Origin of the sequence: Gallibacterium genomosp. 2 (assembly GCF_000771895.1) — a bacterium.
In the GTDB taxonomy this organism is placed as follows: domain Bacteria; phylum Pseudomonadota; class Gammaproteobacteria; order Enterobacterales; family Pasteurellaceae; genus Gallibacterium.
The window spans coordinates 1-13,550 of the sequence record NZ_JPXY01000001.1; the positions used below are offsets into that span (position 1 = coordinate 1).

The following is a 13,550-nucleotide window of genomic DNA, read 5'->3' on the forward strand; positions in this document are numbered from 1 at the left end:
CTTTTGTCTACTATGCCTTAACTTTTATATTAAAAGTGACAGGGTAGAAGAGCTTATTATGATAGATAATTTTGAATAATCTACATATTTCAACCCAAAAAGAAAGGTCTATTATTCAAAAAATAGACCTTAAAAATGGATAATAAATATTACTTAATTTCAAAGCTTTCTAAAGTTGCACCTTTGTCAATCTGAATTTGCATTGCTTTTGGAGTTCTACCTTGACCAGTCCAAGTTTTTCTAGAACCATCCAAATCTGTATATTGATATTTTGCAGGACGAGGAGCCCGTTTTTTATGTTGAGATGGATTGAATTTTTGTAAGCTCATCACTTCTAACAATTCTTCCGGAGAAATACCTTCTGATTTTAATAATTCTTTATATTTTTCAATTTTTTCTTGATGAGCAGCAATACTCTGTTTTTTAGATTCTTCTTCTGCTTTTCTTTCTTCAACAACTTGTTCAAATTTACTGAAAATTGTCATTAATTGTTCAAAAGATAATTCACGAGCTACAAGGCGCAATGAGCGAATATTATTTAATGTTTTTAATAACTCTTCCATTAATAATTCTCCTATGGATATGTTAATAGTATTGGAATAAAAAAGAACAAAGTGATTTTATAGAAAATAATAGAAAAGGTAAATATAAAAATTAATAAAAGAATAATTAAATAATAAATATAATTTAAAAGAACTTGCTTTTTTTGTCACTTGTTGTATCTTTTAGCCACCTGAAGTAGAGGTGCGATTATTATAAGTAGCTTCTTTGAGCTGACAGCTTTGAGAAGAAGGGAAAGGAATAACCGCCGAAATCAATTAAGCGTCATCTTAATTGGTTGGGATCGTTGCCGAAAGGGACGATACTGTCATAGTATTATTTTTGTTTAACTATGGAGCGCTACGAGTTAAGGTGGTTAATCTTTTTTTATCCTTCCTTATTTGTGAATCCTTTTGAACACTCGCTAGACGCTTTTGCTTTTTATTAGGTTAGCGTTATGGAACTTACTGATTTTTCTTCTTCTGTGTGGTCGATTGTACCGCCATTATTAGCTTTAACATTAGCCATGCTAACAAGGCGTGTGCTTTTATCATTAACAACAGGGATTGTTGTTGGTGCATTAATGTTGACGAATGCCAATCCGCTTGATGCGGCAATTTATATTAAAAATAGTGTTTTATCATTAGTCTATGGTGAAGACGGTATTAATCATAATAATGTGAATATTATTATTTTTTTATTAGTGTTGGGTGCATTGACTTCATTACTAACTGTATCTGGAAGCAATCAGGCATTTGCTGCTTGGGCTCAAAGACATATTAAAAATAGACGTGGTGCAAAATTATTAACTGCGTGCTTGGTATTTTTTACTTTTATTGATGATTATTTCCATAGTTTAGCTGTGGGAGCAATTGCTCGTCCGGTAACTGATAAATTTAAAGTTTCTCGTGCAAAATTGGCCTATATTTTGGATTCAACCGCCGCACCAATGTGTGTATTGATGCCTATTTCAAGTTGGGGTGCTTATATTATGACGCTTGTTGCTGGATTATTAGCAACACATTCAATTACAGAGTATTCGCCGATGGGGGCATTTGTGGCAATGAGTGCGATGAACTATTATGCAATATTTGCCATTATCACTGTCTTTTTCGTTGCTTATTTCTCTTTTGATATTGGCTCAATGGCTCGCCACGAAAATCAAGCATTACAGGCAGAGCATAACAGTGAACAACAAGATGAAGAAGTTGTTAAAGGGCGAGTTAGTGCTTTAATCGTACCAATTTTAGTTTTAATTGCCGGTACAGTGTCAATGATGATGTATACTGGATATCAAGCATTAGCGGAAAATGGGCACTCTTTTTCAGTTTTAGGGGCATTTGAAAACACGACTGTTGGTATTTCGCTGGTTGTTGGTAGTTTAATTTCTTTTGTCGTTGCTTCGTTATTTGTATTCAATACCATCAGTTTTACTGACTATATTAAAGCTATTCTTCTTGGTTTTAAATCAATGTCCGGTGCAATTACTATTCTCTTTTTTGCTTGGACAATTAATACTATCGTTGGTGATGTTAATACTGGAAAATATTTGGCTAGCCTTGTCAGTGGCAATATGATGACACAATTATTGCCTGCATTATTATTCCTTCTTGCCATTATTATGGCTTTCTCTACTGGGACAAGTTGGGGGACATTCGGAATTATGCTACCAATTGCAGCAGCAATGGCAGCAAATGCCGATCCTGCATTAATGTTGCCTTGTTTATCAGCTGTAATGGCGGGCGCTGTGTGTGGTGACCACTGCTCACCAGTATCCGACACTACAATCTTGTCTTCTACTGGCGCAGCTTGTAACCATATTGACCATGTTACAACACAATTGCCTTACGCAGCAGTAGTTGCAGTTGCTTCATTTGCTGGTTATATCGGGGTAGGCTTTACAGATTCAGCCATTTTAGGTTTTGTAATAACTGCTGTTGCGTTGACGATTTTACTTTTCATTTTTAGATCTCAACGGAAAATTTCAAAATAAATTAAATAAAAATTATATTTTATAAAATACGGCTTTATGCCGTATTTTTTTTGATTTTTTCTAAAATCATTTTATTTTTTTCTTTAAAATGCTGCTTGTTTAGCATTAACTTCTAAAATTATTCTCATTTGTCGATATGTGTTGCTATAGACAAAGTTAAAAATATGCAGTAAAACTAAATCACAACATCAATAAAACAAGAAAATGGAGAAGGATATGAAAAAATTATCTGGTGCGGAAATGGTCGTTCAATCATTACGAGATCAGGGTGTGGAATATTTATTTGGTTATCCCGGTGGTTCGGTGCTAGATATTTATGATGCTATTCATCAACTTGGCGGTATTGAACATATTTTAGTACGTCACGAGCAGGGGGCTGTCCATATGGCAGATGGTTATGCACGTTCAACAGGCAAAGTTGGTTGTGTTTTAATCACTTCTGGTCCTGGAGCAACGAATACTATTACGGGAATTGCCACAGCCTATATGGATTCTGTTCCATTGGTAGTGCTATCCGGTCAGGTAATGGGGAATTTAATCGGTAGCGATGCATTCCAAGAGTGTGATATGGTCGGTATTTCTAGACCAGTCGTGAAACATAGCTTTTTAGTGAAGAAAGCAGAAGATATTCCTTATATTATGAAAAAAGCATTTTATATTGCTTCAACTGGTAGGCCTGGCCCAGTTGTTATTGATTTACCAAAAGATGTGCTTAATCCGGCAGTCAAATATAATTACAGTTATCCGGAAGAGGTACACTTGCGTTCCTATAATCCAACTTTACAAGGACATAAAGGACAAATTAAGAAAGCACTTAAAGCTATTCAAATTGCCAAGCGTCCTGTTTTGTTTATTGGTGGTGGCGTGATCACTTCAAATTGTGCTGAAGAAGTAACCCAATTTGCACATAATTTAAACCTTCCTGTGACTGCATCTTTAATGGGATTAGGTGGTTTCCCAGGTGATGATAAACAATTCCTTGGAATGCTTGGTATGCACGGGACATATGAAGCAAATAATGCAATGCATCAGAGTGATCTAATTATTGGTATCGGAGTACGTTTTGATGACCGAACTACCAATAATTTGGCAAAATATTGTCCTTATGCTCAAGTGATTCATATTGATATTGATCCAACTTCAATTTCAAAAAATGTTATTGCTAATATTCCAATTGTAGGTGATGCGAAAACGGTATTAGATGAATTTTTAACTTTGTTGACAGAAGAGGATATTGCGAAAGCACAACAATGGTTATCTGATTGGTGGCAACAAATTGAACAATGGCGAGAAAAACATTGCTTAAATTATGAAAAAAATAGTGAAGTAATTAAACCGCAGCAGGTTATTGAAACACTTTATAAATTAACTAAAGGAGAAGCTTATATTGCTTCAGATGTAGGGCAACATCAAATGTTTGCAGCATTGCATTATCCTTTTGCTAAACCGCGTCGTTGGATCAATTCAGGAGGATTGGGAACAATGGGGTTTGGTTTGCCGGCAGCATTAGGGGTGAAATTGGCACATCCTGAAGCAAGCGTTGTCTGTGTAACCGGTGATGGCAGTATTCAAATGAATATTCAAGAACTTTCAACGGCAAAACAGTACGGAATACCAATAGTGATTGTTAGTTTAAATAACCGTTTCTTGGGAATGGTAAAACAATGGCAGGATATTATTTATGCTGGACGTCATTCACAATCTTATATGGATTCATTACCTGATTTTGTAAAATTGGCTGAGGCTTATGGACATATCGGAATGCGAATTGAACATCCTGACGAATTGGAAACTAAATTAGCGGAAGCATTGGCAATTAAGGATAAAGTGGTATTTGTCGATATTCGTGTTGACGAAACTGAACACGTTTATCCAATGCAAATGCGTGGTGGTGCAATGAATGAAATGTATTTAAGCAAAACGGAGAGATCATAATGCGTAGAATTTTATCAGTATTATTAGAAAATGAGTCAGGTGCGTTATCTCGTGTCGTTGGATTGTTCTCACAACGTGCTTTTAATATCGAAAGTTTAACCGTTGCGCCGACAGATGATCCGACACTTTCCCGTATGACAATTGAAGCTTATGGTGATGAACAGGTATTGGAACAGATTGAAAAGCAATTACATAAATTAATCGATGTCTATCGCGTAATTAATCTAAGTGATGTCGAGCACGTGGAGAGAGAAGTATTGCTGATTAAAGTTAAAGCTCAAGGACAGGTGAGAGAAGAGGTAAAACGGATGGCAGATATTTATCGTGGACAGATTGTCGACGTTACGCCAAAAACTTATACCGTTCAGTTAAATGGTGATAGTGAAAAATTGAACGCTTTTATTAAAGCCTTAAAAGAGGAAACTTCCGTCATTGAAATTGTACGTTCCGGTTTAATTACGCTTTCGCGTGGCGAGAAAAATTGTCTACTATTGTAAAATACCTCAAGAAGAAAAATGTCGAGTATAATTAAAACTCGACATTTTTTATTTCTCTTTTTCTTCCTTCGCCGATAGAATTTGCTGTTGCAGTTGTGCCAACACTTCAGTTGGTTCTAATTCCAGAGCAATACAATATTGAATAAATTCAACAATATCCAAACATCTGTCGCCGGTTTCAATCTTTCCTATCAGCGAATAAATAACACCGAGCCTGTCGGATAAAACCCGTTGCGATAAACCTAATGTTTTACGTTTTTTAATAAAAAGTTCACGTAAAAACACCTGTTCCTGAGAATAAATAGATGATCTTAATTTTTTCATTGCACCTATTTTAGGTTCGCTAATGAACCTGTTTTAGGTGCAAAATCAAAAATTAGGAGGAAATATGACTGATGCACTATCGCAAAAAACAAAGACTGGGTAACTGCGGCAATTATTGTCTGTATTTTTGCCGTTTTAGGCATTCTCTTTTTGGGAATGGTGTTTGTTCCTTTAGCTGCCATTATTGCGATAATCGGCACTATTTTTGCGATAAAAAGTAGAAATACGAAAGGGATATGTCTAAATATCCTAGCGTGGGTTTTAGTTTTCATTGGCTTAATCACTTCGCCGATGTTATTGGCATTGATCGGATTAGGCGGCGCAGGATTGCAATAGTAAGGAGGAAGAATAATGCGCAAATGTTATTCTTTTTTTTCTATTTTAGTATTAAGTGGCTGTGGTATGGTCGGCAATACAGTGATTTCTGATGCTGTTTATTCCGGAACAACAGGAAATAAAAAACGCTCTTGTAATGCGTTAGAAAAAGCGGCAAATCGCTGCTGATACGGCATAAAGGATTGAATAAATAAATTCGATCCTTTCAATAAATGTCTAATTCTATTATTGCTATTATCGTCAATCAGTTTCGTTATCCGAACTTCTCAATTTTTTCTCATAATTTAATTAATCACCTTATCTGCTGTTTTTTATTGATAAATCAGCTGATAAAAAAAGGGAAACGGTGATGTTTCCCTTTTTTCAGTTTTAGCAATTAATCACAAATCACTTTAACTGCTAAACCACCTTGAGAAGTTTCTCGATATTTGGCATTCATATCTTTGCCCGTTTCATACATTGTTTCTATTACTTTATCTAATGTTACTCGTGGCTGTGTGTTACGACGTAACGCCATTCTGCTAGCATTTATTGCTTTTACGGAGGCAATTGCATTACGCTCAATACAAGGTACTTGTACCTGACCACCGACCGGATCACAGGTTAGTCCGAGGTTATGTTCCATTGCAATTTCCGCCGCCATACAGACTTGTTCCGGTGTCCCACCTAAAATCTCTGTTAAGCCGGCTGCCGCCATTGAACAGGCAACACCAACCTCACCTTGACATCCTACTTCAGCACCGGAAATCGAGGCATTCATTTTATAAAGTGAACCGATAGCACTGGTTGTTAATAAATAACAATCACGCACTTCATCACTAATTGGTGCAATAAATTTTTGATAATAGGCAAGTACTGCCGGTACAATACCGCAAGCACCATTCGTTGGTGCTGTAACAACACGACCGCCGGCAGCATTTTCCTCATTTACTGCTAAAGCATACATATTAATCCAGTCAATTACTTTCATTGGGTCATTTGATAATGAATTATTAGCTTCCAATAAGCGACGTAATCCAGCAGCACGGCGAGGCACCTTCAATGGACCGGGCAATAAACCATCTGTATGCAATCCGTGTTGGATACATTCCTGCATTGTTTGCCAAACTTTGGCAAGATGTGCCTCCAATTCCGTTTTTCTATGTAACGCTAATTCATTACGTAACATAATGCCGGAAATAGCTAGTCCGTTTTCTTGGCAGTGATGAATTAAATCGGCAGCACTTTGATAAGGGAAGGGGACTTGTTGCTCAGAAGATTGTTCTTGGTGAAAATGTGCTTTATCAACAATGAAGCCACCGCCAATAGAGTAATATGTATTGCTGTAAAGGCATTCATCTTGATGATAGGCACTGATTGTCATACCATTTTCATGCAATGGCAAAAAAGTAGAATGAAATTGCATATCTTGATAAAAATCAAAAGTAATTTCGTGCTGAGCTAATGCCAGTGGAAACCGTTTCTGTTTTTTAATCTGATCAATAAAGAGAGGAATGTGATCAATATCCACATTATCAGGCAAGTATCCTGCTAAGCCGAGAATAATGGCTATGTCGGTATTATGTCCGCGACCGGTCATAGAAAGCGAACCATAGACATCAATATGCAACCGGGTAACTTGCTCTAATTGCTGTTGTTTTACTAAATGATCAATAAATTCTTTACCGGCTTTCATTGGGCCAACAGTATGAGAACTTGAAGGTCCTATGCCGATTTTATACATATCAAACACACTAATCATAATACGCTCTAATTTTTTATTATTCTGATAAATATAGCCTTAGGTCATTAACCTAAGGCAAAGGATGTAAATTTTAATGTTTCAATCTACAAAGATAAAGTGTCACTTTGATTCAGAAGAGGTTACCTATCTCAAATTAAAAACATTCTATTGTCTTGAGCGGTGAGGCTTCAACTATTTAGAAAGCCTTATGCCACGAGATTATAGACAATATTTGAAATAGCGATTAACCCCATCACCACCACAAAAACATTGCTCAACTTACCGCTGTAACGTTTCATTGCCGGAATACGTTTAATCGCATACATCGGCATAATGAACAAGATCATTGCGATAATAGGGCCGCCTAGAGATTCGATTAAACCTAAAATGCTTGGGTTGATAATCGCTACACCCCAAAGTGATAATAAGAAAAAGAGTGCTGAAACAAGGTTTAAACGGCGATGATTAATATTCGCGGAATGTTGGTTTTCGCCTTTTAATTTGAGATATAACCCCTGTAAACCCTCTCTTGCGCCCATATAATGACCAAAAAATGAACTGGTAATCGCTAAAAAGGCAACCAAAGGACCAAGATAGGAGATATAAGGATTATCAAATTTATTGGCAAGGAAAGAGAGAATAGCAATATTTTGTTCTTTGGCTAATAACAAATCTTCCGGCGTTAAGGTTAAAACGCAACTAAAAACGAAGAACATCACAAACACTAATAAAATGGTCGCTGTGCCTTTTAATGTTTTGCTGGCGTGTTGTTCAGTAGTTGTGAAAGATTTATATTGACGTTGCTGTGAAAGCACAAAGGAAGAAATAGCAGGTGAGTGATTAAATGAAAAAACCAACACCGGAATGGTAATCCATAATGTTAATAAAAATTGCTTACCACTAGGTATTTCTTGCAACATACTGGTGTTCCATTCCGGAATAAGATAGATTGATAAAGCAAAAAGAATAAATACAAGAGGATAAACCAACCATTCGGTGACTTTCAATACTACTTTTTCACCTAACAAGAAAATACCGATTAGGCTGCCGATCAAAATCAATGAAAGAAAAACTCTTGATGGTGAAGCCATTCCTAATTGATTTACTATAAATGAATCAACCGTATTGGTAATGCCATTACCATAAATTAGAAGAATAGGGAAAATTGCAAAGAAATAGAGGAGGGTGATTAATTTGCCAGCCGTTTTACCAAAATGTTCCTCCACTACTTCAGTTATATCACTGCCCGGCTTACTAGAAGATAGCACAAATCGAGCTAGTCCTCGATGAGCAAAATAAGTCATTGGTCCAACTATTATTGTCATAATAACTAATGGCCAAAAGCCACCTGCACCGGCATTAATAGGTAAAAATAAGACGCCTGCGCCTACAGCAGTACCGAATAAATTTAAAACCCACGCCAGATCAAATTTATTCCAAATATGGGATTTTGGACAAGATTGTTCTATTGAGGAATTTAAAGTTTGCTCATTTAACATACACACACCTTAATTTATTAATTGATTAATAATAATTTTTTCGGCGCTATAATAGATAAGGTGTTTTTTGAATTCAAAACTTAATAAAAAAAATGTTCAAGAATGTGATCCACTTCGAAAAAAACGTTTCGATGAATTACATTTTTGAAACATTGTGTTGATAAATCAATCAGATAATGATTAAAAATTACTCTTTGGCAAATTGTTGATATTCAGATAAAAAGTGTTCAAAATCTTCCAATCCACAAATCGCCATATTTTCTTCATCATAAAATTGAAGATCATCTTCTAAAATTTCATCGGAATTTTCTTCTGAAAAGAGAATATTGGCTTTAACCATCACTTCATCGTGATTAATATGGACGGAAAATTCTTTGCCCGGAATAATTTTGTCGATGCCGTAAGGAGTGGAATGACACGCTTTTATTACTGCCATTAATTCAGCAATTTTTTTCAAATCACCACGAATTTCACTGTTTGCCCAACGTGCAACCGCTTCGTGTTCCATTGAACAGCTGACATTAATTGTATTGCGATCAATGCAATAGAATTGAAATTCCATTTTATGCCCCCTTAATAAGAAAAGAAGACTATGCTCTGATAGCCTTTTTAAATTAGATGCTGAAAGATGAACCGCAACCACAGGTTGTTGTCGCATTCGGATTGTCAACAACAAAACGTGAACCTTCCAATCCTTCGGTATAATCTACTGTTCCTCCAATTAAGTATTGTAAGCTCATTGGGTCAACCACCAAAGTCACGCCTGAATTTTCAATAGTAAGATCGCCTTCATTCACATTTTCATCAAAAGTAAATCCATATTGGAAACCGCTGCAACCGCCACCGGTAATATAAACACGTAATTTGAGATTTGGATTATCTTCGCCTTCAATTAAAAATTTTACTTTACGTGCTGCCGCATCGGTAAAAGTTAGCGGAATGGAAACATCATCACTCATTCTTGAACTCCTCATTGTTTTTTCATCATATAGTTACAAACTAAATAGTTATGATGAAGTGTAAATTATCTTAATAGTATGGCTATTATCTAATAACCTAGTAAATCGTTCAACAATTTCATTGAAAGGTTATTGATAACGTTGAAATAATGGTATTATAGCCATCGAAAAATTAAGAGTTTCAAATTGGAGAAAAAAATGACAATTCCATTAAGGACAGCAGAAGAAATCGAAAAATTGCGTATAGCCTGTAAGCTCGCTTCAGACGTATTAGTAATGATCGAACCCTATGTTAAAGCAGGGGTTACTACTGGAGAATTGGATCACATTTGTCACGATTATATGGTAAATGAGCAAAAAGTGATTCCAGCCTGTTTAAATTATCACGGTTTTCCAAAATCAGTATGTATTTCAATTAATGAGGTAGTATGTCACGGTATTCCGAATGATGAAAAGAAATTAAAAGATGGTGATATTCTCAATATTGATGTAACTGTGATTAAAGATGGTTATTTCGGTGATAATTCTAAAATGTATATGGTTGGCGAACCACCGATTCGTAGTAAAAAGTTATGCGAAGTTACTCAACAATCACTCTATTTAGCATTGCGTACTGTTAAACCGGGTATTCGTTTAAACGAAATTGGTCGTGTTATTCAACAATATGTAGAAAAACAGGGGTTTTCTGTAGTTCGCGAATATTGCGGTCACGGTATTGGCACTGAGTTTCACTGTGATCCACAAGTTTTACATTATTATGCAGATGACGGTGGAGTGATTTTACAACCTGGAATGGTGTTTACGATTGAACCGATGGTCAATGCTGGTAGAAAAGAGATTCGTTTAATGGGTGATGGCTGGACTGTCAAAACCAAAGATCGCAGCCATTCCGCACAGTATGAACATCAAATTGTCGTTACGGAAAATGGTTGTGAAGTGATGACCATTCGTGATGAGGAATTAAATGATATTCAAAGGATAATGATAAATAATTAAAAAAATTATAAAAAAAGCGACTACTTTTTAAAAATAGTCGTTTTTTTGTTGAAAAGATAATATTGTTATAAATATAACAAATGATTTTTATACAGGAATCTTATGCAAAAGCTATTATTTACTCAAGATTTAACCAAAATACCCTTTACTCCCGCCAATGTTCGTCGATTCTTTACTGATTTAAAAGCAGCTGAAACGGAAAATTTTAGTCAGAATATTGATATTTACTATCTGATTAAACAGCGTAGTGATCTTTGTGATCAACTGTTATTGATGCTATGGTACCATTTCCGATTGGACAGTTATCCGCATTTAGCATTAATCGCAGTAGGTGGTTATGGGCGTGGTGAAATTTTTCCGCTGTCGGATTTAGATTTCTTGATTTTATCCTCCCAAAACTTAGATGAAGAGCAAGAACAGCAGATCGCCAATTTCGTGCAATTTTTATGGGATTGTCATTTTGAAGTCGGGCATAGTATTTGCACCTTGCCGCAATGTCTGGAAGAGGGGCGGAATGATATTAGTATCGCAACCAATTTACTGGAATCTCGTTTTCTAACCGGAAATAAACCGTTATTTGAAAAGTTGACACAACATATTTATCAAGATGATTTTTGGTCAATGCGTGATTTTTTTACGGCAAAAGTAGCGGAAAAAAATGAACGTTATCAACGTTATCATAATACAGCATATAATTTGGAACCTGATCTTAAATATAGCCCAGGCGGACTACGTGATTTGCATTTACTTTATTGGGTAGCGTGGCGGCACTTCAAAGCGAAAAACCTAGATGATTTACTTCATTTAGGTTTTATTTATCCAGAAGAGCATCAAGTATTATTTGATTGTCAAACATTTCTATTTAAACTTCGTTATGCTTTGCACTTAGTAATTAAACGTTATGATAATCGTTTATTATTTGAACGACAGTTAAAAATTAGTGAAATGCTGGGCTATCAAGGTGTTGGTAATCAGGCAGTAGAAACAATGATGAAAGCTTATTTTCGCAATTCACAACAAATTATGCAGTTAAGTGAAGTGTTAATGCAGGATTATCAAGAGCAGTTTTTATGCCCAAGCTGTACAAAATCGGTAGAAAAAATTGCCATCAGCCCTGCCTTTTATTTAGTCAATAATAGCATTCAGTTACAATGTCACGATATGTTTCAATCCAAGCCTGAAACAATGATAGAGCTTTTTTTACAGCTCTGTCATTATCCACAAAGTTATATCCATTCCAGTACATTACGGCAATTGCGTCTTGCATTATTGAACTACAAAGGCTATTTAAGTGAGTTACCGCAGGCAAGAACCTATTTTATTCAGATTCTACAACAGCCACATTGTATTACCAGAGCATTCGCACTGATGCACCGTTATGGCGTATTGAAAGCTTATTTACGGGAATGGAAGCATATTGTAGGTTTAATGCAATTTGATCTGTTTCATTCTTATACTGTTGATGAACACACCGTTCGTTTATTACTTAAATTGGAAAATTTTGCTAACGAAACGAGTGTTGAGTCATATCCTTTATGCCACAAAATATTTTTAACCTTAACAAAACGTCCACAACTTTATCTGGCTGCCTTATTTCACGATATCGCTAAGGGGCGTTCCGGAGATCATGCAGAATTGGGAGCTATTGATATGTATGATTTTGCGATTAAGCATAATTTTAGTGAGCAAGATGCAGAGTTTATGGCGTGGTTGGTATTATCACATCTACAAATGTCAATTGTTGCACAAAGAAGAGATATTCACGATCCAGCGGAAATTAGTCATTTTGCTAAAATTGTTAATAATAAAACACGATTGGATTATCTACTTTGTTTAACGGTAGCGGATATTTGTGCAACTAATGAAACTCTGTGGAATAGTTGGAAGAAAACATTATTAACAACGCTTTATCACTACACTAGACAACAGCTGGATCAAGGCATTTCAGTACCGCTTGATTACAGCATTCAAATTTTACAGAACCGAATTAAAGCACTCGATATTATGCAACCAATGTTGGAAAAAAATCAAATCAAAGTGAATGATGTAAATCAGCTATGGCAACGCTGTCCGCAAGAATATTTTTTACGCAATACTTCAAAACAGCTAGCGTGGCACGCAGAGCATCTTTGCCAAATCAAGGATTTAAGTAATGAAGTTGTTGTTTTAGTCAGTAGCCGATTTTCTCGTGGTGCAACGGAGATTTTTATTTATTGTACTGATCAGCCTCAACTTTTTAATAAAGTCGTAAGAACATTAGATGCGAAAAATTTAAGTATTCACGATGCCCAGATTATCACCGCCAAGAGTGGAGAAGTATTCGATAGTTTTATTGTTACAGAAAACGATGGTAGTGCATTACGTAAACCAAGAAGAGATGAAATTGCTCAGGTTTTAAAAGCGGTATTAAAAGGCGAAAAGCGTGTGCCGACTGTGGCTGCACGTCGAAGCAGTAAATTGCAGCATTTTAGTGTACCACTTGAAATACGTTTCTTAAATATTGACAAAATTGAGCAGACTGAACTGGAATTAATTACTAAGGATAGTGCAGGATTGCTTGCGATTATCAGTGATATTTTTACACAACAGCAATTAATACTATCCAATGCCAAAATCACTACAAATGGAGAAAGGGTAGAAGATTTCTTTATTCTCACCAATGAAAAAGGCGTTGCTTTGTCTGTAGAGGAGAGAAGACTATTACAGCTAAAATTAGAAGCTGGACTTAATTAATATTAATGATGGGTA

Annotated in this window: 13 protein-coding genes and 1 riboswitch; of the genes, 7 read left to right on the top strand and 6 right to left on the bottom strand. The window is 35.7% G+C overall.

Features of this window, described 5'->3' with window-relative positions; genetic code table 11:
- Positions 1 to 149: 149 nt before the first annotated feature.
- Positions 150 to 563: an H-NS family nucleoid-associated regulatory protein gene (locus P375_RS00005; RefSeq protein ID WP_039132848.1), complete on the bottom strand. Its 414-nt coding sequence runs from the start codon at positions 561 to 563 to the stop codon at positions 150 to 152.
- A 168-nt stretch (positions 564 to 731) separates the two neighbouring features.
- A riboswitch (Lysine riboswitch) is annotated at positions 732 to 911 on the top strand.
- 86 nt (positions 912 to 997) lie between these two features.
- Here P375_RS00005 and P375_RS00010 point away from each other — a divergent pair.
- From P375_RS00010 to ilvN, 3 genes are all read left to right on the top strand, one after another.
- Positions 998 to 2,533: a Na+/H+ antiporter NhaC family protein gene (locus tag P375_RS00010; protein ID WP_039132853.1), complete on the top strand. Its 1,536-nt coding sequence runs from the start codon at positions 998 to 1,000 to the stop codon at positions 2,531 to 2,533.
- A 216-nt stretch (positions 2,534 to 2,749) separates the two neighbouring features.
- Positions 2,750 to 4,468: an acetolactate synthase 3 large subunit gene (locus tag P375_RS00015; RefSeq protein ID WP_039132855.1), complete on the top strand. Its 1,719-nt coding sequence runs from the start codon at positions 2,750 to 2,752 to the stop codon at positions 4,466 to 4,468.
- Complete coding sequence (gene ilvN, locus P375_RS00020; RefSeq protein WP_021461667.1) at positions 4,468 to 4,965, top strand: acetolactate synthase small subunit; 498 nt, start codon at positions 4,468 to 4,470, stop codon at positions 4,963 to 4,965. The genes P375_RS00015 and ilvN overlap by 1 nt, the downstream gene beginning before the upstream one ends.
- Before the next feature lie 48 nt (positions 4,966 to 5,013).
- On the opposite strand, the gene P375_RS00025 is transcribed toward ilvN, so the two are convergent.
- Complete coding sequence (locus P375_RS00025; RefSeq protein ID WP_039132862.1) at positions 5,014 to 5,289, bottom strand: helix-turn-helix domain-containing protein; 276 nt, start codon at positions 5,287 to 5,289, stop codon at positions 5,014 to 5,016.
- Positions 5,290 to 5,439: 150 nt separating this feature from the next.
- Between P375_RS00025 and P375_RS12595 the strand changes: the two genes are divergently transcribed.
- The gene (locus tag P375_RS12595; RefSeq protein ID WP_209434790.1) at positions 5,440 to 5,625 is read left to right on the top strand and encodes a hypothetical protein; all 186 of its coding nucleotides are present in this window, start codon (positions 5,440 to 5,442) and stop codon (positions 5,623 to 5,625) included.
- Between the two features lie 15 nt (positions 5,626 to 5,640).
- Positions 5,641 to 5,793, top strand: coding sequence for a hypothetical protein (locus P375_RS12340; protein ID WP_156962322.1), 153 nt, complete (start codon positions 5,641 to 5,643; stop codon positions 5,791 to 5,793).
- Between the two features lie 208 nt (positions 5,794 to 6,001).
- On the opposite strand, the gene P375_RS00035 is transcribed toward P375_RS12340, so the two are convergent.
- The 4 genes from P375_RS00035 to erpA form a co-directional block, all read right to left on the bottom strand.
- On the bottom strand, positions 6,002 to 7,366 hold the full coding sequence (locus tag P375_RS00035; protein WP_039132868.1) for an L-serine ammonia-lyase: 1,365 nt from the start codon (positions 7,364 to 7,366) through the stop codon (positions 6,002 to 6,004).
- A gap of 188 nt (positions 7,367 to 7,554) precedes the next feature.
- On the bottom strand, positions 7,555 to 8,847 hold the full coding sequence (locus tag P375_RS00040) for an HAAAP family serine/threonine permease (RefSeq protein ID WP_039132871.1): 1,293 nt from the start codon (positions 8,845 to 8,847) through the stop codon (positions 7,555 to 7,557).
- 187 nt (positions 8,848 to 9,034) lie between these two features.
- Positions 9,035 to 9,409, bottom strand: a complete 375-nt coding sequence (locus P375_RS00045; RefSeq protein ID WP_039132874.1) for a YacL family protein — start codon at positions 9,407 to 9,409, stop codon at positions 9,035 to 9,037.
- A gap of 52 nt (positions 9,410 to 9,461) precedes the next feature.
- Positions 9,462 to 9,806, bottom strand: coding sequence for an iron-sulfur cluster insertion protein ErpA (erpA, locus tag P375_RS00050; protein ID WP_013744856.1), 345 nt, complete (start codon positions 9,804 to 9,806; stop codon positions 9,462 to 9,464).
- A 198-nt stretch (positions 9,807 to 10,004) separates the two neighbouring features.
- Here erpA and map point away from each other — a divergent pair, with 198 nt between their 5' ends.
- Both map and glnD read left to right on the top strand, forming a co-directional pair.
- Complete coding sequence (gene map, locus P375_RS00055; RefSeq protein WP_039132876.1) at positions 10,005 to 10,802, top strand: type I methionyl aminopeptidase; 798 nt, start codon at positions 10,005 to 10,007, stop codon at positions 10,800 to 10,802.
- 102 nt (positions 10,803 to 10,904) lie between these two features.
- Positions 10,905 to 13,535 (top strand): bifunctional uridylyltransferase/uridylyl-removing protein GlnD, encoded by a 2,631-nt coding sequence (gene glnD / locus P375_RS00060; RefSeq protein ID WP_039132878.1) that lies wholly within the window; start codon positions 10,905 to 10,907, stop codon positions 13,533 to 13,535.
- Positions 13,536 to 13,550: the final 15 nt, after the last annotated feature.